Raw genomic sequence first — 26,508 nt, 5'->3', positions numbered from 1 at the left:
ACCCGTCCGACCCAATCGGCTTCCTTGTCTGAAAGATCAGCGTACCTGCGTAACTCCTTAAAACCCTCAACTCACGCCGAGGATCGCAAGGCCAACGCCGCCTACGCTTCCCTTCCTTCAAATATCAAATTGTCAAAGAACAGAGGACCAATCCTCTTCAGACCCGCAACCAAAACTCTCAAGCGAAAACAACACTCTACCGAACCTTCAGATCCGGCCTCATCGTGCCAATTTTCTGGAATTAAGGTCACAAAACCCTGTCGCCAGCGACGTTGCCGCCGTCGATGGACCGGGTTATACGCACCACCAGCACACCCGTCAACACAAGAATTGGATTTTTTTCGAGAAAAATTTCGAAGCTCTTCAGGCGGTGGATATTAACCTTCCATTAACCCGTCGGGCAGGGGTCTTCCCCCGCCCCGCCGCCTCGGCAATTCAGCCAATCGGGGAATTGCCGAAGCCCATCAGGCGCTGGCCTGCATCAACAACAAGCGTATGTCCCGTAACCTGAGGGGCTTCCACCAGATAGCGGACCGCGGCCACGATATCTTCCGGGCCCAGCCCCTGGCCCAGCGGCGTCATCTTCTGGCGGGAGTCGAAATTTTCCCGGCTTTGACCGGAAGGAAGAACCAGCCCCGGTGCAATGGCATTGACCCTTATTCCTTTGGACCCGAGCTCGAAGGCGGCCAGCCGCGTCGCCCCTTCCAGGGCGAACTTGCCGCAAAAATAGCTGAAGCGTTCCGGTGAGGCCGACAGCATCTGCGTGTCCAGCAGGTTGACGATTGAGCCCCCTTCCGGCCCCGGATCCTGATTGGCGAAGGCCTGCATCAGAAAGACGGGCGCGGCGGCATTGACGTCCATCAGGAATTGCCAGCTTTCCAGTGTCAGGTCCGCGAGACTGTCAGTGTCAAAGGCCGAGGCGGAATTGATCAGCACGGAGACAGGTCCGCCAAGCGCCACTGAGGTCTCATGAATCAGCTCCCCCGCCTTTTCGGGCCGGCTGAGATCCTTCTGAAGGAGCACCGCCCTGCCGCCCTCGGCCTTGATCCTGCCCTGAAGCTCCCGGGCACCGTCGCTGGAAGAATTATAGTGAAGACCGAGCGCATAGCCCTGCCCGGCCAGCCCCTCAGCTATCGCCTTGCCAAGGCGTTTGCCGGCTCCCGTGACAAGAGCGATCTTTTCGGCTGCCATTTACTCCTCCTCTGGTTCCCCCTCCAGTCTTCCCGTCAGGCGAAGTCCTGCAGGTTCAGAACCGGCTGCACGCGCGGCACCTCGTGACTGCGCACCAGATTGGCCCTGGACATGACGGCGAGCGTCGCCGCGCTGGTCTGGGCAACCCGCACCTCGTCGCGGAATAGATAGACCGCCCCGGTCAGTTGCACGGTCACCGGCCAGCCGAGCTCACGCAGCCGGAAAGACTGCAGGATGCTGTCGGTCTGGTAACGGATCCGGTCCGGGCCGTCGGGCAGGTGCAGCGCGAAGCCGAATCCCGGATCGACCCAAAGCCGCTCGACGCCTGCTTCGGTCGCCAGCCCGATCCGCTCCCTGAAGAAGGTGAGCTGGTGATCGAAGATGTCCTCGGCAGGCGGCAGATAGTCGTCGGAGCGGGCATTCTCGCCGGGCGTATAACACAGCACCACCCCCGCCTGGTGACGGGCAATCGCCTCGTAGAAGGCCGGGTCGTCGACACGGCCTGTCAGGTTGATCACGCCGGCTCCGGCTTCCAGAAGCGCGACGCCGACTTCCGGATAATAGGTTTCCACGGAGACCAGGATGTTCTCCTCCGCCAGTGCCCTGACCACCGGTCGCATGCGGTCGATCTGCTTTTCCGCCGCAACGAGGTCTGCCGTCTCGCCGGTCGATTCCGCACCGATATCCACCATGGCCGCGCCTTCCAGCGTCATCCGCCGCCCGCGATAGAGCGCAGCTTCGAAGGTATGGCAGATTGTTTCGCGGTATGCGCTGTCCGGCGACAGGTTGAGGACCCCCATCTGATAGGTGCGGTCCTCGAAACGGCGGCCGAACCTGGGAAACTCGAAGGTCCGGACCGGCGCCTCCAGCGCATCGCGGTACTTGAGCCAGAGCGGAAGAAGGCGATCGGCGGAAATCATTAAAACAAGGCTCCCAGTATCAGGCTTGTCGTCTCAGGCTTGCCGTATCTGGCGCGCAATTTTTATACGCGCGGCTGGCCAAGGCCAGAGGCTGGATTGAAACCGGCAAGAAGGCAAGGTCAAAGCGGAGCGCGTTTCCGGGTGATCCGGATCCCGACCCCGGCGGCCTCTTCAAAGATGTCCGGTTTCGTCACCTTAACGGTCACCTCATCGACCAGTTCGTTCTTGAGAATGAATTCGGCAACCGTTTCGGCCCATTCCTCGACCAGATCCGTGTGACCGCCGGAAGCCGCCTTCTCCTGAATGAACGCCACCGCATCGGCATAGGAGACAAAAGCTCCCGTTTCGCGAACGATCCGGCGGTAGCCCGAAACCGTCCGCATCTCGATGTCGAAGCGAACGGTTTGTGTCCGCCCTCTTTCACTTTCGAGAATGCCGATCTGGGCGGCAACCTCCAGCCGTTCGATCAGGATGACGTCCCGGCCCTCCTCGATCAGGCCGGTTTCGGCCGGAGGCTGAACAGTATCTGACTTCGCAGTTTCTGGCTGAGCGGACATGGGTTCCCTGCTGACTGGACTTTTTTGATCTCAAGCAGATGGATGTAGCCACATCCGGAGCTTGGTCAACCCGCTTGGCCTGCGCCTCGCCCTATCCGGCCGCCGGATCGGGCCTGTCCAGAACGTCGACCGCCCGCGTCACCCCGCGCAGTTCGGCCAATCCGCGCAAACGGCCGATGGCCGGGTACCCGGGTGTTGAGGTGCCGGTCAGGTCGTTCAAGATCCGGTGACCGTGATCGGGACGCATCGGGATGCGCCTGCCGGTCCGTTTTTCCGCTCTGCGAAGGGCGCGGATGATGGCCACCATGTCGACATCGCCTTCCAGGTGGTCGTCTTCATGGAAACTGCGCGGATCGGCCTCGCGCCGGGTCGCTCTTAGGTGAGCGAAGAATATCCGTTCGCCAAGCGTTTCGATGATTTGAGGAATGTCGTTCTCCGGATGAACGCCGAGCGAGCCGGAGCACAGGGTAAATCCGTTCGAAGGCGATGCCCGCATCGCGGCGATCCGCTCCAGGTCCGGCAGAGTGCCGACGATCCGGGGGAGACCGAAGAGCGACCGGGGCGGGTCATCGGGATGAATTGCCAGGACAACGCCGCTCTCTTCGGCGGCCGGAACGACGATATCGAGAAAATTCCCGAGGTTTCTGAAGAGGTCTTCCCGGCAGATGCCGCGATAGGCCTTCAGCTGCGCCCTGAAGCTTTCCAGGGTGTAGCTTTCCTCCGATCCGGGCAGGCCGGCAATGATATTGGCCGTCAACCTCGCCTTGTCCTCTTCCGCGCAGTCCGCGAAATAGGCTTCGGCGAGAGCCAGATCTTCCGGGCGATAATCCCGTTCCGCGCCTTCTCGCTTCAGGATGAAAAGATCGAAGGCGGCATAGGCTGCAAACTCGAAGCGCAATGCCGTCGCGCCATCTGCAAGCGGATAGTTCAGGTCCGTCCGGGTCCAGTCCAGTACAGGCATGAAATTGTAGCAGACAGTCCTGACGCCCTGCCGGGCGAGCGCGCGGAGGGTCGCGGCCCAGTTCTGCGCGAGGCTTTCCCAGCCGGGCGCAGCAGTCTTGATGTCTTCATGCACCGGGATGCTTTCGGTAACCACCCACTCAAGGCCGGCAGCCTCGATCATCCTGCGGCGGGCAGCGATCGCCTCTTCCGGCCAGACCGCACCATTGGGGATCTCGTGCAGGGCGGTGACCACGCCGCGTGCGCCCGTCTGGCGGATCTGCGCCAGGGAGACCGGATCCTGAGGTCCGAACCAGCGCCAGCTTTCTATCATCTACTATGAACTTTCTCGTCTTGTGGCAGCGCCGTGCCGGTCTCACAGCCCTGCGACAGCGGGCGTATAGAGATAACCATCGAATTCCGGGTCACCGACATCCGACAGTTCCAGAAGGGTCAGGCGGACGTTTTCCAGATGCTGCCACATGGCTTGCCGGGCCTTGTCCGAATCCCGGTGGCGCAACGCTTCCAGGATGACGGCGTGATCGTCCAGCCATCTTGTCCGGTAGCTCAGGTCGAAGATCCGGTCGTGCAGCCTTGCCCACATCGGACTGTTCTCCCGCATTGTCCAGAGGTCTTCCACCTGATGCACCAGCACGCTGTTCTGGGTGGCTTCGGCGATCTGGCGGTGGAACTGCCGGTCGGCTTCGTAGTCGTCGACGCCGCCTTCGATGAACTTGCGCTCCAGCTCCAGCGTCTCGCGGAGCTGCAGAATGTCGCTCTTGGTGATGGCGGTTGCGGCGAAGCCGGCGATGCTGCTTTCCAGAAGCTGGCGGGCCTGCAGCAGCTCGAACGGCCCGAAGTCGGGTTTTTGAACATTCAGAGAGATCTTCTCGCCGGAAGCCACATAGCTGCCGGACCCCTGGCGCACTTCAAGATAACCTTCGATCTCCAGCATGATGAAGGCTTCGCGCACAAGCGAACGGCTGATGCCCAGTTCCAGCGAAATCTGCCGCTCGGTCGGAAACTTGTCGCCGGGCTTGAAACCTTCGTCCGCAATGCGCCGGGCGAGCAATTCGGCGATTTCCTGGTATCGGCGTTTTGAACCTTCGCTGGTCATGAAGCTTCCCTTGCCTTCTCCTCGCTCGCGGCGATCTGATGATAAAAATCCGACAGGATCCGGAACGCTTTTTTCCGGGTCTGCTTGTCAGCGGCGATCAGTCCCTTGTGATTATAGCCGTTCTGAAAGATGTTTTGCCGGCGTTCCACCCGGAAGTCGTAAAGAATCCAGGGAGACATTCCCTTGACGTAGTCGAGCTGCCTCAGTGTTCCGATCTGTTTGCGGTAGACCTCAGCCATGTACTCTTCGCTGAACAGCCCCTTCTGGGGGCCCTTTTCACCGATCACGCCGTCGGCTCCGGTTTCGGAAATCACCACCGGCCGGTCCGGATTTGAATTCACCCCGATGGCGGCGAGATCTTCAAAATTCTCTTCGTACCAGCCGTAGTATTCATTGAGGCCGATGATATCGATATGGTCGGCCAGCCGGTCCTCGATGCGGTTCTGCGCATGGTTCACCAGGCAGGCCGCCGACGTCAGCCGGGTCGGATCGAGGTTCTTGCAGGTCTCCGCGAGCCCCTGCATGAAGGTCAGCCGCGCATCGGTGTCCGGATTTTCATTTCCCACCGACCAGATGATGACGCTCGCCCGGTTGCGGTCGCGCCTGATCAGTTCAGTGAGCTGGTTCTCAGCATCGCGATAGGTTGCCGGATTGGCGAAATCGATCGCCCAGTAGACCGGGATTTCCTCCCAGAGCAGAAAGCCGAGTTCGTCGGCGAGCTGTGCCGCGCGCTCATGATGCGGATAATGGGCCAGTCTCAGGTAGTTGCAGCCGAGATCACGGGCATCTGCAAACCGGCGACGAAGATCCTCCTCCGTCGTCACCTTGCCGAGCCGCGCATCATCCTCGTGAACCGAAATACCGCGCAGGAACAGCGCCTCGCCGTTGAGCAGGATATCCGTGCCGCGCCGCTCGATCTGGCGGAAGCCGACACGGTCCGTCACCAGGTCTTCGCCGAAGCGCACCGTGACATCGTAAAGGGTAGGTGTTTCAGGGCTCCAGAGATCCGGCCGCGCTGAAAATTCCAGTTTGCCCCGGCCGGTCTCGTCGACCGGGATGTCGAGCGTGACACCGAGCCCCGGAATGGCAAGCCTTGCCGTTTCCAGTTCCGGCCCATCCACCGTCACCTCGGCCCGAAGGGTCGAATAGGTGCCGTCCGGAACAAGGTAAAGGAAGAAGTCCCTGATAAGGCTCTTCGGCGTCTCGAAGAAGGAGACTTCCCGATACAGACCGCCATAGTTGAACCAGTCGGTATTGCGCATCGGCACCCGGTCGCGGGTGCGGGTGTTGTTGACACAGGCCATGATCCAGTTGCGGCCCGGCTTCAGCCGTCCCGTCAACTCGACGCAGAACGGCGTCGAAGCGCCGTAATGGTTGCCGAGGAACTCGCCGTTCAGGAAGACCTTGCAGTCGTAGCTGGCCGCACCGAAGCGCAGGAACTGACGTTTGGTTCCGTCAATTTCATCCAGATCCAGGGGGCGCGTGTACCAGGCGCTGCCTTCAAAGAAATACCATTTCTCCTTCAGCATCGCACAGTTGGAAGGCACCGGAACGGTTTCGCCCATGTAGGGATCATAGTCCCAGGGCTCGGTCCGGTTCTCCGGGGCCTCCGGCAGCATGGCGTACCATTTCTGCCGGAGGCCCGTGTCGAGAAGGTCCACGCAGAAGGTCCAGTCGCCGTTCATGCTCGTCTGTTGCCGTCCGCCCATGAAGATCAGGCCATCATGGTTCAACGATTGCGTGTTGAAGGGCACGTCATAGTCTTCATCATGCAGCGCCTGAAGCGCATTGGCGGCAAGTTGCGAGCGTTCGAGCATCGTCGGGGTTCCTGCGTGTCCTTGAAATTTATTCGGCGGCGGCCTTGATCCGCGTGATCAGGTCGGCCACGACCGGGGACTTGGCGGCCGCTTCCTCGTGCATCGGCAGCACCGCTTCGATGAACGGGCCCTTGTCCACCTCGATGAATTTCACACCGAGTTCGCTCTTGGCGGTTTCAACCGCTTCCGCGCTCATGGCATCCCATTGCTGGCGGTGGAAATCCATGGACTCCCTTGCTGCCTGGCGAACGGCTTCCTTGTGCGCATCCGACAACTCGTCCCAGGTCTTGGTGGAGATCATCACCACGGACGGGATCATGGTGTGGCCGTCGTCGGAATAGAACTTGGACACCTCGCCGTGCCGGGCGGAGGTCAGCGCCATCGGGTTGTTTTCAGCGCCATCGACCACGCCCTGCTGCAGGGCGCTGTAAAGTTCACCCCAGGCGATCGGCGTCGGATTGGCACCGAGCAACTCCACCATGCGAATGGCGGACGGGCTCGGCTGGACACGGATCTTCATGCCTTCCAGGTCGGCAGGGGAATGAATTTCCTTGTTGGCGTAAAAGGAGCGTGCGCCCTCGATGTAATAAGCAACACCGATAAAGCCCTTGTCCCTGGAAGCGGCCAGGATATCGGCACCGATCTCGCCGCTCAGGACGTCGTAATAATGGTCCGCACTGACGAAGATGTAGGGCAGGTTCAAGGCGCCGTAGGATTCTTCAAAAGCTTCCAGTTCGGAAGCATTGGAGCGAGCCATATCAAGCGAGCCGTTCTGCATCAGCTCCATGGATTCGCGCTGCGTGCCGAGCTGGGCGTTGGCGTAGATCCGGATCTTCAGATCGCCTTTCGTCAGTTCCTCGACACGGTCGGCCATGAATTCCATGGATTTGTGCAGCGGATGGTCTTCCGGATTGTTGTGGTTGAGACGAAGGGTCTTCGCGTTTGCGGCCGTACCCAGCGCAACGACGCCGGCAGCCAGAACAGCCGCGAGCTTTACAAATTTAGACATGTAGTCCTCCCAAATGCAGGCCAGGCCGCACGTCGCCCGCCATAACAACAGCGGTTCGTTCGGCCCCGGTTCTCGCAGCCGGTCTGCGCTGCGGACGGCAAATTGTTCGTCCAATTTTCAAAATCAGTCAACCTATTTTCGAAAATTGGTTGACCATTTTCATTTCATGACGCAATTCTACCCACCATCAAAGGCTTTGCCGTGACCCGGGGGGACTACCGTGACAAGCATCACCAGAGGCGTGGACATGATCCTGCGGCTCGTAATCATCACCGCCTTCACCGTTCTGGTTGCCTGTGTCGTCTGGCAGGTGGTCTCGCGTTACGTGCTGGAAGCCCCGAGCACGATCACGGATGAGATGGCCCGTTTCCTGTTCATCTGGGTGGCGCTGCTGGGCGGCGCCTATACGCTCGGCCAGCGCAGGCATCTGGCCATCGACCTGCTTCCCGTGATTACCCGGGGTGGATTGCGCCTGGCGGTCAACACCTCAATCATCGCGGCAATCGCGCTGTTCGCCGGGCTGATCATGGTTTATGGCGGCATGGACCTTGTCAGCCGGACGCTTGCGACGGGACAGGTTTCACCAGCGCTGCGCCTGCCCATGGGACTTGTCTACATCGCGATCCCCTTCTCGGGGCTCTGCATCCTCTTTTACTGCCTGACGTTTTTGACCGACCTCTTTCGGGAAGGGCGCGGCCCCAACGACCAGGACGGTTCCGCCGGTTTCGGCGGACCGCTTGACTGACACCGGCCAGCTTCTGAGGAATTTTCATGGATATTCAATCGGTCCTCGTCCTGTTCGGGACATTCGCGCTGCTCATGGTCCTGGGCGTACCGATCGCCTTTTCGATCGGTCTGGCTGCCTTTGCCACTTTCCTGCTGTTCATGTCCTTCGACCAGTCGGTCTACATCGTCGCCCAGCAGGTCGCTTCCGGCCTCGACAGCTTTACGCTGCTTGCCATTCCCTTTTTCATTCTGGCGGGCAACATCATGAACCGGGGTGGCATCGCGCTGCGCCTCATCGAATTCGCCAAGGTTCTGGGTGGCCGCCTTCCGGGCGCTCTCGCCCATTGCAACGTGATCGCCAACATGATGTTCGGCTCCATATCCGGATCCGCCGTTGCGTCGGCGGCTGCCGTTGGCGGCGTCATGTCGCCCTTGCAGAAGAAGGAAGGGTATGACCCGGCTTTCAGCGCCGCGGTGAACATCGCCTCCTGCCCGACCGGCCTGCTGATCCCGCCGAGCGCCACCTTCATCGTCTATTCGCTGATCACCAACGGCACGTCCATCGCCGCGCTTTTCGTCGCCGGTTACATCCCTGGCATCCTGATGGGGCTCAGCCTGATGGCCGTTGCGGGCTATATCGCCAAGCGCCGTGGCTATCCGATCGAGGCCCGGCCGTCGCTGAAGGAGGTGACGGAAAAGACGCTCGCCGCCATGCTGCCGCTCGGTCTCATCGTCATCGTGATGGGGGGCATCATCGGCGGCATCTTCACGGCGACCGAAGCGTCGGCCGTCGCCGTGGTCTACACCCTGTTCCTCGCCGTGGTCTGGTACCGCGAGATCTCGTGGCGCGAACTGCCCGGCATCATTCTGGAGAGCGCGGTCACGACCGCGATCGTCCTGCTGATGATCGGCTGCTCGATTGCCATGTCCAAGGCGATGGCCTTTGCCGACATTCCCTATTCCATCTCAGATGCGCTGCTCGGCCTTTCCGAAAACCCGATCGTGCTTTTGCTCATCATCAACATCGCCCTGCTCGTGGTCGGCACCTTCATGGACATGACCCCGGCCCTCCTGATCTTCACCCCGATCTTCCTGCCGGTTGTAAAGGATCTCGGCATGGATCCGGTGCATTTCGGTGTGGTGATGACTTTTAACCTGTGCATCGGCATCTGTACGCCCCCGGTCGGCTCGGCACTTTTTGTCGGCTGTTCGGTTGGCGGGGTGAAGATCGCCCAGGTGATCAGACCGATGATGGCATTCTATGCGGTACTGGTCGCCTTGCTTCTGGTGGTGACCTATTTCCCCTCGCTCAGCCTGTTCCTGCCGCGCCTGCTGCTCGGCTACTAGGCGAATGGCTTCCGAGAATCAGTCCTGTCAATTTCGCGCGGTCCAGAACCTGCAAGGGAACCCGTAATGAAAGCGCTGAATAACTGGCGTTGCGCCGACCAATCAAGCAGCGGCGTCGAACTGGAAGTGGAAGGCCGGCACCGACTGATCGTCAGGATTCTGGACGACGCGCTGGTCCGCATTTGCCTGCTCAAGGACAGTCGCCACCGGCTGAACCGGACTTGGGCGGTGGCCCCCGACGGCGACGTTCCCTGGGACGGCCGGTTGCGGGACGACCTCGCCGGATTCGCCTGTCCGGATTTTTCGCTTTCCGGGGAAGACGGCAGGCTGGTTCTGGAAACGGGATGCCTGCGGCTAACGATCGGGACACCGCTCGCCATGGTGTGGGAAGCCCGGGTGTCGCCGGACGATGACTGGATGGAAATTGCCCGCGACCGGCCGCAGGACGCCTACATGATCGGGCGGAGGGACCATCGCAACCACCACTTCATGCGCCGCTTTCCCGATGAGCGTTATTATGGCCTGGGCGAAAAGACCGGCAGGCTGGAACGCTCCGGCCGCCGCTTTGAAATGCGCAATCTGGACGCGATGGGTTACGACGCCCGCGCGACCGACCCGCTCTACAAGCACATCCCCTTCTCCATCACCGACCGGGGCGCTCTCGGTGCCATCGGACTTTATTACGACACGCTTGCACCCTGCTGGTTCGACCTCGGCAACGAGAAAGACAACTACCATCTCCCGTTCCGTGCCTTCCGGGCCGCGGACGGCGATCTCGACTACTACTTCAGCTGGGCACCGACGGTTCTCGACATCGTCAAGCAGCAGCACCGGCTGACCGGCGGCACCGCTTTCATGCCGCGCTGGGGTCTTGGTTACTCAGGCTCCACCATGGCCTATACGGATTCGGAAAACGCCCAGGAACGCCTGATGGAATTCCTGGAAACGCTTTCGGACGAAGACATGCCCTGCGACAGTTTCCAGATGTCGTCCGGCTATACCGCCATCAGGGGCAAGCGCTATGTCTTCCACTGGAACACGGATCGGTTTCCGGACGTCGAAACAATGACCCGGGCCTATGAGGAAGCCGGCATCCACCTCATCGCCAACGTCAAGCCGGTCCTGCTCGACGATCATCCGCTCTATGGTGAAGCCGACAAGGCGGGTCTCTTCATCAAGGACAGCGAGAGCGGCGAAGCGGAGCAGTCGCCCTTCTGGGACGGCACCGGCTCGCACCTTGATTTCACCAATCCGGCCACGATCCGCTGGTGGCAGACGAACCTCAAGGACAAGCTCTTTTCCAGGGGCATCCGCTCCACCTGGAACGATAACAACGAATACGAGGTCTGGGACGACGAGGCGGTCTGCGCCGGTTTCGGCAATCCCATCCCGGTCAATCTGATCCGGCCGCTGCACAGCCAGCTTATGACCAGGGCGTCTTATGAGGCGCAAGCGGAAGACCAGCCGCTGAAACGTCCCTACCTGATTTCCCGCTGCGCGGCGCCGGGCACCCAGCGCTATGCCCAGACCTGGACCGGCGACAATTACACCAGCTGGGAGACACTGCGCTGGAACATCCCGATGGGCCTCGGCCTCAGCCTTTCCGGCTTTTACAACATCGGCCATGATGTCGGCGGTTTCGCCGGCCCGCGACCGGAGCCCGAACTTTTCCTGCGCTGGATCCAGAACGGTATCTTCCATCCCCGTTTCACCATCCACTCCTGGAACGATGACGGCACGGCCAACGAAGCGTGGATGTATCCGGAGATCACGCCGCTGGTGCGCGATGCCTTGAAGCTGCGCGCGCGGCTGATCCCCTATCTCTACACCCTTCTCCATCAGGCCGTGACAAAGGGCGAACCGATGCTGCGGCCGCTCTTCCTGGATCACCCGCAGGACGCGAATTGCCGCGAAGCGGAATTCGACTTCCTGCTGGGGCGGGATCTCCTGGTGGCGACCGTCGTCGAGGAAGGTGCCACAAGCCGAAAGGTGACGCTGCCTGAATGCAGAACCGGCTGGTGGGCCTTCGACGGCAGCAGCTGGTATCCGGGCGGCCAGGTGATCGAGGTGCCGGTGACGCTGGAGACCATTCCCCTCTTTGTCCGGGGCGGCGCGGTTCTGCCGATGGCAGCGGCCAATCTCCGCTCGTCCCCGGAGCTGGACAACCACCGCATCTGGCGGATCTACCCGCAACCGGCCGGGACACCGCAGCAGCAGTCACTCTCCTACGATGATGACGGCGATACCGTCGAGGCTTTGAGCGGCGACCATTGCCTGACCTCATTCAGCCTCTCACGGCAGAACGGAGCGGTCCATCTGACCTGGCAGCGCAGCGGCAACTGGCGGCCAGCCTTTGCCTCGACAGACATCTGGCTGGCGGGGCCCGGTCCGCTTTTCGTCAACGGCACCGAATGCACACCGGGAAACAAGATCTCTTTCTGAAACCGAAGACCGTTCATGACACTTGAACCGTCCATCCCCATGGGGCCGGACCACGCCCGCAGCCGCCTCCGTCCCCGATCCGGGACCACCTGGCACAGGGCTATCCCTGGCCGATGTCGGCCCTGGCGGTCGCCGGATGGTTTCTCTATTGCCGGGGCGTTTCGGAAACAGGCGGTCGCCTGCCCCTGAATGCCCCGCTTTCCGGACGGATCGCTGAAGTCGCAGGCAAGACAGACGGTGAGGACTATGTCCGGCAGATGTTCCGGCTGCGAGAGGTGTTCGGTGCCGGCCTGCCGAAGGATCGCGTCTTTTGCGAAGCTGTCCGGGCCGCGTTCGCGGACCTGCAATCCGGAAGCGTCCTGAAGACCCTGTCCGCCATGATACGCTTGTCATGTGATCAGCCGGACGCGTCCTGCTCTCATTGAACAGGCGCCTTGCCCAAAGTCGTGATCAACAGTCGCCGGATCTACTCTCCGGCGACCGGAAGTTCTTCCCGCGCCGCCTCGCCCAGACCGGAAAGCTCCCTGCATCGGGCAGCCGCCGCACGGATGGTGCGCTTGGCAAGATCCTGAATGCCGTGCTCATCGGCCATGAATTCCAGCATACCGGCTTCCGTCGTACCACCCTTGGAGGTAACCGCCACACGGTATCCCGTGGCGTCCGCATCCGCCTGCCCAAGCATCCGTCCGGCCCCCGCCACGGTTTTGATGGCAAGTTCATGGGCAAGGTCTTCCGGCAAGCCCAGTTCCGCTCCCGCGCTGGCGAGAGCCTCCGCCATTGCAAAGACATAGGCGGGACCGGCGCCCGACATGGCCGTCACCACCGAGAAGACGTCCTCGTCCGGCAGTTCGACGACCGTGCCGATGGCCGACATGAGTTCCCGAACCAGTGCCTTTTGACTGCCCTCGACGCTCGAATTGGCAATATAGGCGGTGATGGCCGCGCCGACGGTCGCCGGAAGATTTGGCATGGCACGGACGATGGGTGTGGCCCTGGACAGTTGCTCCTCGAACAGGGCGATCGGCTTGCTGGCCGCAATGGAAACGAACACGGTTGCCCCGCCGGCAAGAGGTGCCAGCTGCGGCAGGACCTCTTCAACGACATGAGGTCTCGTGGCTATTACCACGGCCGCCAGATCTTCCGGGAACGGTGTGTTGACGTTGACCCCGGACAGTCCCTGCAGCCAAGCGGACGGGCTCGGGTCGAGCACGAAAATCGTCTTCGCGGGAATTCCCTTTGCCAGCCAACTTTCCAGAAGGGCCTTGCCCATGAAGCCGCATCCGACGAGTCCAATCTTCTGATCCGGCAAAATGTCCATACGTCAAACTTTCAAAACCAGACCTGCCGGTGCGGGCGGCACCGGAAAGCCATGCCGACAAATCAAAAATCGATTTCCCCCCAAGGCAACCGAGTAGGTGTTTTCCGTCACCTTGATCGCGATACTAGAAAGGATTTCGCCGGCAGCACAATGGGCACGGGCCCGCAATTTTCAATTTTAATTAATTAAAAGAAAGCCGCATCTCCCAAAACGTGCAGAACGTTTCATCGGAAGACGCCCCGTCGGGGATGGCGTGATCACCGCCGGAGCGTTCGCACCGGGGCTTGACATGCCCTGCGCTCAGGCACTCCAGACCGGATTCAAAACGGCACGAAAACGGTCCAAGGTCTCTTCCCCCGCAGCGGCAACGGCACTAATGCGCGGTCCGCCGGAGGCCGCTTCGCAGCAACCGCCGGCACCGGGAATGCTTCAGCATCGTTGTTGAGGTTACTCGCTGGAAGATTCAGTTTCAGCAAAAGAGGAGCCAGTTATCATCCGGCCAGACTACTGGCTCCCGTCCTCAGGCAAGACGGGTCAGGGCCGACACATATAGGACCAGCGAGACGAAGGAGGCGGCCGCGCGCAGATGGTTCCACATCGTCCACCGGGCAGCATAGGTGGACCAGACCACCTCGTCCGCCGGCCCGGCCTTGTCGAGCAGGTCGTTCAGCGGCACGTTGAAGAGCCCGGTTACTGCGAACATACCGGCCAGATACACGACGCCGGCGGCGATCAGGGTCATGGAAGCCGTATCGGGCAACCTTGTGAAGGCGTAGACGGTCAGTCCCGCCGCCAGAAGCGTCGAGGCAAAGAAGACCGGCAGAAAGGGCGACTTCAGAATCACCTGGTTGATGGCGATCATCGCCCTCGCGCCTCCGCCTGCATCCACCGAGACCAGCGCCCTCATGATGAAACTGGAAAAGGCGAAATAGAGACCTGCCATCAATCCGGACGCCAGGATCATCAACCAGGTCAGAAGAGACATCATCTTCAGCTCTCCCACGCACCGGCTTCGGCGGCTTTAGCCGCATAGGAAGAAAAATCTCTCGGCGGGCGGCCCAGCGCTTCCTCGACACCATGTGCAACCCTTGCGTTCCTGCCATCCAGCACCTCGGTGAAAAGCTCGTTGAGAAGGCCGATCATGTCGTCCGGAACGCCCGCCTGGCGCATCCCCGCCTCGAAATCCGCCGTTGAAATTTGCCGGAAAAGGACCGGCCGGCCGCTGGCGGAGGAGATCGACCCGATTGCCTCGGCGAATGTGAGCGCACGCGGACCGGTCACTTCATAAAGACGATTGCGGAGCCTTTCCTCGGTCAGCGCTGCGGTGACCACCTCCGCTATATCGTCCGCGTCGATGAAGGGCTCGGGCACCGGGCCGACGGGAAGAGCCAGCTCACCTGCCTGGATCGCTTGTGCCATGAATTCTTCACTGAAATTCTGCGCGAACCAGCTTGCCCGCACAACATTCCAGTCGAGGCCTGACATGCTGAGAACCTTTTCGGCTCGCTCCGCCCCCGGTTCGCCGCGCCCCGAAAGCAGGACCAGATGTTCCAGCCCATGTGCTTTCGCCTTTTCCGCCAGAAGGCCGATTGCCTCCGCGGCGCCCGGCACGGAAAGATCCGGTTGGTAGGTCACATAAGCGGCCCGGGTCCCTGCCAGGGCTGCGTCCCAGGTTGCCGGGTCTGCCCAGTCAAAAGCCGGATCTGTCGAGCGTGACACCGGGCGTGTCGCATGGCCCTTTTCGATCAACAGGCCGTTTACCCGGCGCCCGGTCTTTCCGGCCCCCCCAATGATCAGAATCGGTTTTTCTGCAGTCATCACACTCTCCTTTTTAAATACGATAAACTCTCGCGTTTGACAAAATGCGATAAACCATCGTATTTCGTTCGTCAAGATCGAAACGGAGAAATCGATGACGCAGTCCGACCCGGCGGCCGGCACAATCGTTCGGCGCATGCCGGTTCAGAAACGAAGCCGCGAAAGGTTCGAACTCATTCTGGATGCAGCCGTCGCCCTGATTTCGGAAAAGGGTGTCGACCAGCTCAAGATGAACGACATTGTCGAGCGGACCGGCGTTAAACATGGCTCGCTCTATCAATATTTCCCGGAAAAACGGGCGGTGATCGCCACGCTTCTCGACGTTTACAACCGGCAAGGCCACGACTGCGTGCGCCTGGCGCTTGAGCCTGTCAAAACCGAAGCGGATCTCCTTCGGGCGCTGACCCGAATTCTCGACGAGTATTTTGAGATGTTCAGCACCCACCCGGTCATGGGTGATCTGATCGGCGCAACCCGCGCCGACCCGGAGCTACAGAAACTCGAAGAGGCGGACATCAGGATCTTGTCCGGCATCCTGGCCGACGCCATGCGGCGTGCAGGCGTGGCCGGGCGGAACGGCTCCGCCGAAACGACCGCGATGATGCTCATGGACCTGATTGCCGCTGTTGTCTGTCGTGCGGTCTGCCAGCCTCAAGAAGAGGCGGAGCAGACCGTCTCACAGTTCAAGCAGCTTTTGGCGGGCGGTCTCGCGAACCTCTGACATCATGGATCAAAAGATGGACCGGAAAACCCGACCGGACAGGTTTGCCTGACGTTGCTGTCTTTATCCGCCGCCTAGCAATTGGCGACCGCGCTCAGGAAGTCGTCGACTTCCTCTTTCATTTTCCGGGTTTCCTGATCGATGTCCTCGGACGCCTTCAGCACGAAGCCGGCCGAATCCGTGGTCTCATTCACCACATCGGCAAGCAGCTGCATGTTTTCCGACGCGCTTCTGGTGTCGTTGACCACGCCGACCGAGATTTCGGAAATGCTGTTGGTCGCGATCAGCTGCTGGCCGACTGAATCCACGATGCCCGAACTGTAACTGTCGACCTCGCCCATCGCCTCGACGATTTCCGCGATGGCGGCGACCGATTTCCGGCTGGAATCCTGGATGGAATTGACCTGGATCGAGATTTCCTCGGTTGCCTTCGAGGTCTGCTGGGCGAGGCTTTTCACCTCGGCGGCGACCACGGCAAAACCCTTGCCCGCCTCCCCCGCCCGGGCCGCCTCTATCGTCGCGTTGAGAGCAAGCAGATTGGTCTGTTCCGCAATGTCCTGGATCAGGGAAATGATCTCGCCGATCTTTTCCGCGTTGCTCGCCAGAAGTTCGATCTCCTCGTTGGTTTTCGTGGTCGCCAGGGCCGCCCGCTTGACGACCTCCTTGGAATGCTCGACCTGATTTGAGATTTCCTGGATGGAAGCGGAAAGTTCTTCGGAAGCCCCGGCAACCGACTGAACGTTGGCGCTGGCATTCTGTGCGGCTTCGAGCGTATCTCTTGATCTTGTGCGCGTGTGTTCGGAAGCCTCGAACAGGGATTTCGCGGTCGTGCCGAGCCGGCCCGAACCGTCGCTGAGTTCCTTCAGGACGTCGCGCATCTTCTTTCGGAAGCCGGCGATCAGATCCTCGATACGTTCCTGACGCCGGATCCGGAGGTTCTCTTCCTGCCGGTTCTCCTGTTCGAGCTTTTCCTTTTCGATCGCTGCGTCGCGGAAGACCTCGACTGCCCTGGTCATTTCGGCAATCTCGTCATTGGAGGTCAACTGGCGGATTTCGATCTGCGTGTCGCCCTGTGCCAAGGCGCTCATATTGGCCACCAGCTGCGAGATCGGGCGTGTGATCAGGCGCGAACCGAAGGCAGCGAGGCCGGAGATCCCAAGCAGGAGCATCAGGGCGGTCAGAGCCGTCAACTTGAGGAGAAAGGTCGTGCCGGCATTCGCTTCCGCTTTTGTCACAAGAGCGGCAATGCCCCAGTCGTTGCCGAAGAAAGTCAGTTTGGTCAGGGCCGCCTGATAGTCCGTCCCATCCCGCGCCACGTCGACCAGCCTGATTTCGGTCTCGTCCAGCGCGGAAATTTCGCCGACGTCGAATTTCCGTCCGAAAGCTGCACCGTCCGGCAGCCTCGCCGCGTCGGTTATCAGATGCCCGTCATGCCGCAAAAGCACCGTTTCGCCGGTTTCACCCAATCCGGCAAAGTTCAGCATGATGGTGCCTATGCGCTGGTTGGGCAGTTTGAGAACGATCATGCCGTCACGCACACCGCCGCCCCCCTTGTTGCCGACGGAGCGGATGATGGGCGCGCCGATAAAGGCGGCCGGCTCGCTGTTGCTGACCACATAGGGGGCATAGTCATCATAGGCGACACCGCCCTCATTCCCCATGGCGTTCAACGTTTCCCAGACACGCGCCAGTCCCGACCCTTTCAGTTCCGGATCGCCGATGTTGGCGGCAAAATCCTTTTGTTTCTTGACCGAGTAGATGACATCGCCGTCATTGTTGACCAGGAACAGGTCCAGGTAGCCCTTTTCGTTGATGTAATCCCGGAAGATGTGGTGGTTTCGGCGATGCGTCGAATCGTATTTGTCCACGCCGGCATCGTCGAGCTCATCCCGATGGTTGGACGCCTTGTCGTTTTCAAGGATGTAGCGCCGCTGAAGCTCCTCCTTCTGGTCCGCGTAGATTTTTGTCCAGGCGAATTGCAGCGAACCGACGGCCAGAACCGTGTTTTCCGCAGCCGCCAGGCGAACGACATCGTCCCGGATGCTGTCCAGATACGTCTGCAGCTGGTTCCGGCGGCCGTCCGCGATTGCCTGGAGTTTTTCGCCGGACAGCTCTTGCAGGAAATGCGCGTTGATGGACATGCCAATCGCGCTGATGACGCCAATCGCTGCGACCGTGACCACCGCTGCAGCCATGGGAAGCTTCACGCTAAGTTTCATTTTGCCCTCCGGTATGTGGACGTTGAACCCGCGCTTGTGCACTTTTGTGCTCCTCGTAAGTTAAACGTTTAACATATTAGATCCTTCACCGGAAGCGAGCATGGCGCGAAAAACTTTCCCAAAGGTGAATGACCTCACAAGATTTCAGGTAAAGATCTGCTTTTTAAAGAAAAAATCTCGCACTCTCGAAAAAAACTCACATCTAACTTCTATGTTGTTTGTGAATCAACAATCAGATCTATGCAATCAAGAAGCGAATTTAACTAAGTTGAAAGTCGCGTCGACCAATCCGCTCTTGATTTTTACCTTCATCAAATTCATTTATTTCACTTTATTTTACTGATTTAAAAAATCAAAACCGCTCATGCATATGCTTTTTTTGACGCTGAACACACGAAGAGATCGCCGCAGCCAAAAAACGATTAGACGAAAGAATTCCCTCTCCGAGCGCCGCGAGAGAGTGATAAACTGAAAACCGATCCGCATCGCGAGATCGCATCAAGGAAGGTTTTCACCTTCTCGGTCAATTATTTAATAGGAGAACCCACGCATGACCTGATCAAGACCGGCTCCTGGATCGCCACAAAATCAAAATCTCATGTTGACACGTAAAACGTTTCACGGTTAAACGTTTAACAAATGCCGCTCGAGCGGCGGGAGGAAAACTTGGCAAAACGTCCACCATCGATAAAACAGGTTGCCGATGCGGCAGGCGTATCCATCGCCACCGTATCCAACGTGTTCTCCGGCAAGAAGGCGGTGACGCCAGAGCTTGCCGAGCACGTTCGCGCCGTTGCCAAGAAAGTGGGCTACCGGGTCAACCGGGCGGCCTCCAATCTGCGTACCGGCCGCAGCCGCATCATCACCATGCTGGTTCCGGCCCTCTCCGACCCGTTTTTCATCTCGCTGGTCACCGAACTGGAGCGGCGGGCACAGGTCGACGGCTACGACATCATCGTCGCCAACGCGCAGGACGACCTCGAAGTCGAACGCCGCAGAATTGCCGCCCTGCTGTCCTGGCAGCCGGCCGGCATGGTCATCGTGCCCTGCACGGACAAGATGCCCGATCAGCTCCTCGAAGTGCGTAATGAATTGCCGATTGTCGTCGCCGACCGTGGCGCGGACGCCGAGGGTTTCGACACGGTACGGATCGACAATGCCGACGCGGCGGGCATCGCGGCCAAGCACCTTGTCGAACTCGGGCACCGGAATGTCCTGATCGTTGCCTCGAACCTGTCCCTGGAGCCCATTCGGGAGCGTTGCAGGGGCGCGCGTGAGCGCGTCGAGGCGGCCGGTGGTACGGCGGAAACGGTCGAAGTCGGTCCGGATCCGCAAAAAGGCGCGGAGGAACTGGCCCGCTGGCTGGACCGCAACGCCCTGCCGAGCGCCATCCTGGGCGTGACGGATATGACGACCCTGTCGATCCTGACCTGTCTGGCCGAGCGCAAGTACGAAATCGGTGAGGACGTCTCGGTGGTCGGGTTCGATGACTATCCCTGGATGTCCGCCCGGCGCACGCCGATCACGGCGGTCCAGCAACCGATCGATGAAATCGCGGAGAGCATCTGGACGACCCTCAAGAAACGCCTTGAGGGAGAGACCGGCGCCCCTGTGGCCGAGGTCCTTCAATGCGATCTGAAAGTTCGCGCCTCCAGCCGGCGGATTTCGAAATCCGGCGATCCGGAAGGCGTCACGGAATCAAGGCGAAGAGCGTAGCCCTGGGAGGAGGACTTCCACACCGGCGCGCTCTTTTGAAGCGGAGTTTGCATCAGGAAAGGACTGCCTTGCCTGTCCCGATGCCGATGTCAGGGCTCCGAAACGGTTCTTACAGGAGGACAGAATGAACCGGTATCGTGGAATATTGAAGAGTGCGTCCGCACTGGCCGTCCTGGCGGCCTTGTACAGCCCGCACGCATGGGCCGTGGACTGGTCTTCCGAACTTGGAGACCACAACGGCAAAACGCTCCGCGTTCAGACGATTCAGGATCCGTTTATCGATGCGCTCAAGGAAATCAGCCCGAAATGGAGCGGCGTCACCGGCGCCGACGTGACGGTTGAAGGCTTCGGCTACGATCCGCTGCACGAAAAACAGATCCTCAGCTGCTCCCAGCAGGACAGCGGCTACGACGTTCTGTTCATCGACGGCATCTGGGTCGGCGAATTCGTCGAGGCCGGCTGTATCGACCCGGTCGAGGATCTGGTTGCCGCGACGGACCCGGAAATTGCCGCCATGGACGACTACATCGAATCCTTCAAGGGTCAGGCTTACTGGGACGGCAAATTGCAGTGCCTGCCGATCGCCGGCTACTGGCACATGCTTCACTACCGCAAGGACCTCTTCGAACAGGCCGGCCTGAAGGTTCCCGAGACGTTTGACGAACTGAAAGAGACCGCCAGGTTCTTTGCCGAAAGCCCGGACTTCCCGGATGTCGCCGGCATGGCCATGAACTTCCAGCGCGGCTCGGCAGCCGGTCAGCAGTTCTTTGAATGGATCTATTCGGCCGGCGGCAAGCCGTGGGAATCCAACTACCCCGGCTCCTCCGACGCCTATGCGGATCAGACCCCGCTGTTCAACTCCGAAAAAGCCGTCGAGATGATCCAGTTCTTCAAGGACATGGTGCCTTACGGCCCTCCGGGCGTGGAACAGTTTGCCTGGGATGAACGCGCAAACGCCTTCACCCAGGGCAAGGTGGCCATGATCAACAACTGGTCGGTGCGCACGCCGCTCTTCACCGACCCGGACATTTCCAAGGTGACGGACAAGTTCGGCGTGGCGATGTTCCCCCATGCGGAAGGCGCCAAGGCGGTTCCGCCGGTCGGCGGCTGGATCATGTGCGTGAATGCCCATTCCACGCAGAAAGACGCTGCCTGGGACTTCATGAAGTGGTTCGCCAGCCCGGAAATTCACAAGGAATTCGTCCTGATGGGCGGTCCTCCGAGCCGGCACTCCGCCATGCAGGACGAAGAAATCGTCGCCGAGCAGCCCTGGGTTCCGACCCTTTATGAATCCGCCAAGGCCGCATGGGCGGAGCTTCGCCCGAGGCATGCGCTGACCTTCGAGATGATCGATGCGCTCGGTCTGCAGGTGAACAGGGCGATTGTGGGAGACGCATCTCCTCAGGAAGCCATGGATGAAGCCAACGAGCGGATCTCGCGCATGCTGAGCCGCGCCGGCTACATCAACTGACACAATAACTGAAGCGTGCCGGCAGCCGGCACGCTCCCTGGAAGGAGGGGTACCTCCCCTCGGCCCCTCCTTCACTTTCCGGCCAATGTCGGCCGGAAGCTTCGGTCTGGTACGCGACGACCGCGGAAAGAAAGAAAATGACTGACATAACAACCCATATCGATCGGCCGGCGGTCCAACCGCACTCCATCGATGGCGAACGCATGACCAGGCTGCTCTTCATCGTCCCCGCTGTGGTGTACCTGCTGTTGTTGAGCGTGTTTCCGTTCATCTACTCGGTCTATCTGAGCCTCTACGACGTCAAGCTCACCCAGATGCACCGCAAGTGGTTCGTCGGGCTTGAAAATTACCAGACGCTGCTGACGGACACGCTGTTTCTCAAGGCGGTCCAGAATACCGTCGTCCTGACCACCGTTTCCATCGGCCTCGAACTTGCCCTCGGTTTTCTCTGCGCCAAGGTCTTCCTGAGCCTCAGGGAAATGCGGGCGGGTCAGGTCCTGCGCTCCATGACCATCCTGCCGATGATGATCACCCCGATCTGCGTCGGCCTGATGTTCAGCTACATTCTCAACCCCACGCTCGGCATTGCCAATTACCTGCTCGGCGGCATCGGTATCGAAGGCCCGTCCTGGTTCGGCGACCCGGCTTTCGCCCTGCCCGCGGTCATTGCGATCAACGCCTGGCAGTGGACGCCCTTCATGATGCTGCTCATGCTCGCGGGTCTCGTTTCGATCCCGGACTCGCTCTATGAGGCTGCAGAGCTGGAAGGTGCGAAATGGCACCACGTCGCCCGCTGGATCGAGCTGCCGGCCATTCGCGACGTCATCCTCGTCGGCGTCATCCTGCGGGTGATCGACAATCTCAAACTGTTCGACCTGGTCTATGTGACCACTCGCGGCGGACCGGGTGACGCCACCGAACTCATCACCTTCTTCGCCTACCGGCAGGACTTCCGGTTCTTCCAGGTCGGCTACGGCTCCGCCGCCTCCGTCATCATCCTCCTGATGTCGATCGTCGTCACCACGATTGCAGTCACCTACTTGCGGAGGGTCCAGAAATGACCCGCACCAAATCGCCTTTCATGCTGCCGGCCGCTTTCCTGATCACCTTCGTGTTCACCGCGCCGATCCTCTGGATGGTTCTGGCCGCCTTCAAGACCATCAACGACATCTATGCCATTCCACCGGTCTGGCTGCCCGACTTCACCTATCTTGAGAACTTCCGCCTGCTCCTGTCGGAGAACTGGCAATTCCTGTTGAACTCGGTTCTGGTGACGCTCGGTGCGACGGTCCTTTGCATGGCCTTCGCCCTGCCCGCTGCCTTCGGTCTGGTGAACTTCAAGTTCGCGGCGCGGAACTTTCTGGCAGACTGGATTCTCTCCACCCGGATGATGCCGCCAATCGCCGCCGCCGTGCCGCTTTTCATCATTTTCAACAGCGTCGGCATGCTCGACACCATTCCGGCACTGGTCATCGTCTATGCCGGCTTCAACCTGCCCTTCGCCATCTGGGTCGCCATGTCCTTCTTCCGCAACATTCCGAAGGAGATCATCGAGGCGGCACGGGTCGAGGGCTGCAGCTGGTTCCAGACCTTCCGCCTGGTGGCACTCCCGCTTGCCAAAAGCGGCATCGCCACGGTGGCAACCTTCGTCTTCATCTTCGCCTGGAACGAGCTGCTGCTGGCCCTGTTCCTGACCACCCGCGAGGCCAAGACGTTCCCGGTCGTCATCTCCTCGTTCTCGACGGTCACCAAGACCTACTGGGAGCTGATTTCCGCCGCCACGATCATCCAGATCCTGCCGCCGGTGATCTTCACGCTGATCATGCAACGCCACATCGTGTCGGGCCTGACCATGGGGGCCGTGAAGAACTGATGCCGGGATTGCCGAACCAGAAAGACAAACGCTGCCAGGCCGGACAGGCCTCCACAGCACGCGCACATTTTGCAAAGGCCCCATCGGCCCACCTTTTCCAGGGAGACCCAAGACATGGGTGAGATCTGTCTCAACAACGTTCAGAAGTCGTTCGGGGACGTATCCGTCTTGCGGAACATCAACCTCAGGATTTCCGACGGCGAATTCATCGTGTTCGTCGGCCCGTCGGGCTGCGGCAAGTCCACGCTCTTGAGGATGATCACGGGTCTGGAAGACGTCAGCGGCGGCCAGGTGCTCATCGACAACGCGGATGTGACACACGCCAAGCCGTCCACCCGTGGACTGGCCATGGTGTTTCAGTCCTACGCGCTCTTTCCCCACATCACGGTGCGCGAAAACATAGGCTTCGGCCTGAAGATCGCAGGCCTGCCGAAGGACCAGATTGCGCGGCAGGTCGCGGAGGCCTCCGCGATCCTCGGCCTCGACGCACTGCTTGACCGCAAACCGCGGGAGCTTTCGGGCGGCCAGCAGCAGCGGGTGGCCATCGGCCGGGCGATTGTCCGGCACCCCTCGGCCTTCCTTTTCGACGAACCGCTCTCCAACCTGGATGCGGCCCTGCGCGTGCAGATGCGGCTGGAACTGATCCGCCTGCATGAAGACCTGAAGACGACCATGGTCTATGTCACCCACGACCAGGTGGAAGCCATGACGATGGCCGACCGCATCGTGGTGCTTCAGGGCGGCAACGTGGAACAATTCGCGTCTCCGATCGAGCTCTACGACCGGCCGGTGAACAAGTTCGTGGCCGGCTTCATCGGCTCGCCCAAGATGAACTTCCTTGAGGCGGTCCCCTCCGGCGACGGACGCCTGAAGCTCACCAACGGACTGGACCTGGCGTTGCCCGACGTCACGCAGGACCGCCTGACCGCGAACCTCTCCCTCGGCATCCGCCCGGAACACCTGGAGTATTCCCACGAAGCCGGTGATCTGGAAGGGCGGATCGTGGTCGAGGAACAGCTTGGCAGCGACGCCTTTCTTTACGTCAACGTCGAGGGCATCGGCATGCTGACCGTCCGCGGCGTCGGCGAGCGCAACTACCACGGTGGCGAGCGGATCTTCCTCAGCCTGCCGCGCGAACGGTGCCATGTCTTCAACGACGACGACCGCCGCATCAACCTGCACTGACCGAGGCAACCCCGTTTTCGAACACATGCCCGCGAATGGATGAGAAAAATGGACTGGAACAACGCGCTAACCGGCAAATCGGCGGCAATCACGGGCGCTGCATCGGGAATTGGTCTTGAATGCGCCAGGACGATGCTTCACGCCGGGGCGACGGTTGTCCTGATCGACCGCGATGAAGACAAGCTGCATCAGGTCTGCGAAGACCTCGGCCCGAAGGCGCATCCGCTGGTCGTCGACCTGATGGATACAAAAAGCGTCTCGGGAATGTTGCCGCGTATTGTCGAGAAGGCCGGTGGCCTGGATATCTTCCACGCCAACGCGGGCGCTTACGTGGGCGGCGCCGTCGCGGACGGTGATCCGGACACATGGGACCGCGTCCTCAATCTGAACATCAATGCCACTTTCCGGGCGGTGCATGCGGTCCTGCCGCAGATGATCGATCAAAAATCGGGCGACATCATTCTGACCAGTTCGGTGGCCGGCGTGGTTCCGGTCATCTGGGAACCGGTCTACACGGCCTCGAAATTCGCCGTGCAGGCCTTCGTTCATACCACGCGCCGCCAGCTCATTGACAAGGGCATCAGGATCGGTTCGGTTTTGCCTGGCCCTGTCGTGACCGCCCTGCTGGACGACTGGCCGAAGGAGAAGATGGAAGAGGCGCTGGCCTCCGGCAGCCTGATGCAGCCGGTGGAAGTTGCCGAGGCCGTGTTGTTCATGCTGACGCGCCCCAGGGGAGTGATGATTCGCGACCTGGTGATCCTGCCGCAGGGCTGCGACCTCTGACCTGACGAGAATAGGGACGTTATGACAGCGCATTTCATGGGTATAGATGTTGGCACCGGCAGCGCGCGCGCAGGTGTCTTCGATGCGGCGGGCCGCCTGCTCGGCACGGGCAAGCGCGATATCACCCTCTACCGCAGCCCGGGCTCGATCGTCGAACAGTCTTCGAACGAGATCTGGCAGGCCGTTTCGGCAGCAAGCCGCCAAGCCACGGCCGCGGCAGGTGTGGATCCGTCCACCATCGGCGGCGTCGGTTTCGACGCGACCTGCTCTCTCGTCGTCACCGGCCGGGACGGCGCCTCGCTGGCCGTCGGCCCTGATAATGATCCGCGGCGCGACATCATCGTCTGGATGGACCACCGTGCCATCGAACAGGCGGAACGCATCAACCGCACGAACCACCCGGTGCTGCAATATGTCGGCGGCCGGATTTCACCGGAAATGGAAACACCGAAACTGCTGTGGCTGAAGGAAAACCTGCCCGAGGCCTTCAACGCCGCCTGGCAGTTCTTTGATCTGACCGACTATCTCACATGGCGGGCGACAGGCAGCCTGGCGCGATCCATCTGCACGCTCACCTGCAAGTGGACTTATCTGGGCCACGAACGGCGCTGGGACGAGAGCTATTTCCGGGAAATCGGCCTCGCGGAACTGGCGGACGAAGGGTTTGACCGGATCGGCACCGAGGTCGTCGACCCCGGCACACCGCTCGGCGACGGTCTGAGCGGACAAAGCGCGGAAGACCTGGGCCTGCTGCCGGGCACCCCCGTTGCCGCCGGACTGATCGACGCCCATGCCGGCGGCGTCGGCACGGTCGGAGCCGAGGGCCGGGTACAGGACAATCTGGCCTATGTCTTCGGAACCTCGTCCTGCACCATGACCACCACAAGCCAACCTGTGAAGGTGCCGGGTGTCTGGGGCCCCTATTATTCGGCGATGGTGCCGGGCGCCTGGCTGAACGAAGGCGGCCAGTCCGCCGCTGGCGCGGCAATCGATCACCTGATCTCCTTTCATCCGGCGGCCCCCGACGCGCGCCAACGCGCGCAGGCTGCGGGGCAATCCCTGCCGGAATGGCTGGCCTGCCGGGCTGCGGAAGCCCGGCAAGCTGTGGGCGATGCGGCCTATCTTGCCGGGCCCATCAGCGTGGTTCCGGAATTTCTCGGCAACCGGGCCCCGCATGCCAACCCGCACACGGGAGCGGTCGTCGCGGGTCTCGACATGACGGCGGATATCGACAGCCTTGTGAGCCTTTACATTGCCGGCATCTGCGGCCTCGGCTACGGCCTGCGCCAGATCATCGAGGCTCAGGCGAATTGCGGCGCCCCGGTCAAGACGATCGTGA

At 60.7% G+C, this 26,508-nt stretch carries 23 protein-coding genes; 12 read left to right on the top strand and 11 right to left on the bottom strand.

Translation table 11 applies throughout. The features are described 5' to 3' along the window. Positions 1-435 precede the first annotated feature (435 nt). The 7 genes from ACQY7U_RS22620 to ACQY7U_RS22590 form a co-directional block, all read right to left on the bottom strand. Entirely contained in the window at positions 436-1,191 is a 756-nt protein-coding gene (locus tag ACQY7U_RS22620) for an SDR family oxidoreductase (RefSeq protein ID WP_428649709.1), read from the bottom strand. Positions 1,192-1,226: 35 nt separating this feature from the next. Continuing rightward, positions 1,227-2,111: a dihydropteroate synthase gene (locus tag ACQY7U_RS22615; RefSeq protein WP_428649706.1), complete on the bottom strand. Its 885-nt coding sequence runs from the start codon at positions 2,109-2,111 to the stop codon at positions 1,227-1,229. 119 nt (positions 2,112-2,230) lie between these two features. Further along, positions 2,231-2,668, bottom strand: a complete 438-nt coding sequence (locus tag ACQY7U_RS22610) for a dihydroneopterin aldolase (RefSeq protein ID WP_428649703.1) — start codon at positions 2,666-2,668, stop codon at positions 2,231-2,233. Between the two features lie 91 nt (positions 2,669-2,759). After that, a complete protein-coding gene (gene uxuA, locus ACQY7U_RS22605) occupies positions 2,760-3,941 on the bottom strand; it encodes a mannonate dehydratase (RefSeq protein ID WP_428649700.1) in 1,182 nt (393 codons plus the stop codon). A 42-nt stretch (positions 3,942-3,983) separates the two neighbouring features. Beyond that, positions 3,984-4,724, bottom strand: coding sequence for an FCD domain-containing protein (locus ACQY7U_RS22600; RefSeq protein ID WP_428649698.1), 741 nt, complete (start codon positions 4,722-4,724; stop codon positions 3,984-3,986). After that, entirely contained in the window at positions 4,721-6,541 is a 1,821-nt protein-coding gene (locus ACQY7U_RS22595; protein WP_428649696.1) for a glycoside hydrolase family 2 protein, read from the bottom strand. Before ACQY7U_RS22595 ends, ACQY7U_RS22600 begins: the two co-directional genes overlap by 4 nt. A gap of 28 nt (positions 6,542-6,569) precedes the next feature. After that, positions 6,570-7,550 (bottom strand): TRAP transporter substrate-binding protein, encoded by a 981-nt coding sequence (locus ACQY7U_RS22590; protein ID WP_428649693.1) that lies wholly within the window; start codon positions 7,548-7,550, stop codon positions 6,570-6,572. Between the two features lie 220 nt (positions 7,551-7,770). Between ACQY7U_RS22590 and ACQY7U_RS22585 the strand changes: the two genes are divergently transcribed. From ACQY7U_RS22585 to ACQY7U_RS22570, 4 genes are all read left to right on the top strand, one after another. After that, the gene (locus ACQY7U_RS22585; RefSeq protein WP_428649690.1) at positions 7,771-8,295 is read left to right on the top strand and encodes a TRAP transporter small permease; all 525 of its coding nucleotides are present in this window, start codon (positions 7,771-7,773) and stop codon (positions 8,293-8,295) included. A gap of 26 nt (positions 8,296-8,321) precedes the next feature. Then, entirely contained in the window at positions 8,322-9,623 is a 1,302-nt protein-coding gene (locus tag ACQY7U_RS22580) for a TRAP transporter large permease (protein WP_428649688.1), read from the top strand. Between the two features lie 66 nt (positions 9,624-9,689). Next, positions 9,690-12,065 (top strand): TIM-barrel domain-containing protein, encoded by a 2,376-nt coding sequence (locus ACQY7U_RS22575; RefSeq protein WP_428649686.1) that lies wholly within the window; start codon positions 9,690-9,692, stop codon positions 12,063-12,065. Between the two features lie 77 nt (positions 12,066-12,142). Then, complete coding sequence (locus ACQY7U_RS22570) at positions 12,143-12,490, top strand: hypothetical protein (protein ID WP_428649711.1); 348 nt, start codon at positions 12,143-12,145, stop codon at positions 12,488-12,490. Between the two features lie 41 nt (positions 12,491-12,531). On the opposite strand, the gene proC is transcribed toward ACQY7U_RS22570, so the two are convergent. The 3 genes from proC to ACQY7U_RS22555 all read right to left on the bottom strand — a co-directional run bounded on the left by proC (position 12,532) and on the right by ACQY7U_RS22555 (position 15,201). Continuing rightward, positions 12,532-13,383 (bottom strand): pyrroline-5-carboxylate reductase, encoded by an 852-nt coding sequence (gene proC, locus ACQY7U_RS22565; RefSeq protein WP_428649683.1) that lies wholly within the window; start codon positions 13,381-13,383, stop codon positions 12,532-12,534. Between the two features lie 520 nt (positions 13,384-13,903). Next, positions 13,904-14,371 carry a DUF1772 domain-containing protein gene (locus ACQY7U_RS22560; protein ID WP_428649680.1) on the bottom strand — a complete coding sequence of 156 codons (468 nt, stop codon included), beginning with the start codon at positions 14,369-14,371 and terminating at the stop codon, positions 13,904-13,906. 2 nt (positions 14,372-14,373) lie between these two features. After that, complete coding sequence (locus ACQY7U_RS22555; protein ID WP_428649677.1) at positions 14,374-15,201, bottom strand: NAD(P)H-binding protein; 828 nt, start codon at positions 15,199-15,201, stop codon at positions 14,374-14,376. A 94-nt stretch (positions 15,202-15,295) separates the two neighbouring features. Between ACQY7U_RS22555 and ACQY7U_RS22550 the strand changes: the two genes are divergently transcribed. Continuing rightward, positions 15,296-15,922: a TetR/AcrR family transcriptional regulator gene (locus ACQY7U_RS22550; RefSeq protein WP_428649675.1), complete on the top strand. Its 627-nt coding sequence runs from the start codon at positions 15,296-15,298 to the stop codon at positions 15,920-15,922. A gap of 74 nt (positions 15,923-15,996) precedes the next feature. Here ACQY7U_RS22550 and ACQY7U_RS22545 read toward each other — a convergent pair whose 3' ends face one another. Next, positions 15,997-18,141, bottom strand: coding sequence for a methyl-accepting chemotaxis protein (locus ACQY7U_RS22545; protein ID WP_428649672.1), 2,145 nt, complete (start codon positions 18,139-18,141; stop codon positions 15,997-15,999). A 666-nt stretch (positions 18,142-18,807) separates the two neighbouring features. On the opposite strand from ACQY7U_RS22545, the gene ACQY7U_RS22540 reads away from it, so the two are divergent. From ACQY7U_RS22540 to ACQY7U_RS22510, 7 genes are all read left to right on the top strand, one after another. Next, on the top strand, positions 18,808-19,857 hold the full coding sequence (locus tag ACQY7U_RS22540; RefSeq protein WP_428649669.1) for a LacI family DNA-binding transcriptional regulator: 1,050 nt from the start codon (positions 18,808-18,810) through the stop codon (positions 19,855-19,857). 124 nt (positions 19,858-19,981) lie between these two features. Continuing rightward, entirely contained in the window at positions 19,982-21,328 is a 1,347-nt protein-coding gene (locus ACQY7U_RS22535; protein ID WP_428649666.1) for an extracellular solute-binding protein, read from the top strand. Between the two features lie 137 nt (positions 21,329-21,465). Then, positions 21,466-22,389, top strand: a complete 924-nt coding sequence (locus tag ACQY7U_RS22530) for a carbohydrate ABC transporter permease (RefSeq protein ID WP_428649663.1) — start codon at positions 21,466-21,468, stop codon at positions 22,387-22,389. Further along, on the top strand, positions 22,386-23,201 hold the full coding sequence (locus ACQY7U_RS22525) for a carbohydrate ABC transporter permease (protein WP_428649661.1): 816 nt from the start codon (positions 22,386-22,388) through the stop codon (positions 23,199-23,201). Before ACQY7U_RS22530 ends, ACQY7U_RS22525 begins: the two co-directional genes overlap by 4 nt. Positions 23,202-23,315: 114 nt before the next feature. After that, complete coding sequence (locus ACQY7U_RS22520) at positions 23,316-24,386, top strand: ABC transporter ATP-binding protein (RefSeq protein WP_428649658.1); 1,071 nt, start codon at positions 23,316-23,318, stop codon at positions 24,384-24,386. Between the two features lie 48 nt (positions 24,387-24,434). Further along, entirely contained in the window at positions 24,435-25,169 is a 735-nt protein-coding gene (locus ACQY7U_RS22515; RefSeq protein WP_428649655.1) for an SDR family oxidoreductase, read from the top strand. A gap of 21 nt (positions 25,170-25,190) precedes the next feature. Continuing rightward, a partial coding sequence (locus ACQY7U_RS22510) for an FGGY-family carbohydrate kinase (RefSeq protein ID WP_428649652.1) occupies positions 25,191-26,508 on the top strand: 1,318 nt, incomplete at its 3' end.

Source organism: Roseibium sp. (genome assembly GCF_050301095.1).
Lineage (GTDB): Bacteria > Pseudomonadota > Alphaproteobacteria > Rhizobiales > Stappiaceae > Roseibium.
The sequence above is the reverse complement of the archived record's forward strand: the minus strand, read 5'-3'. Positions and strand labels throughout refer to the sequence as shown.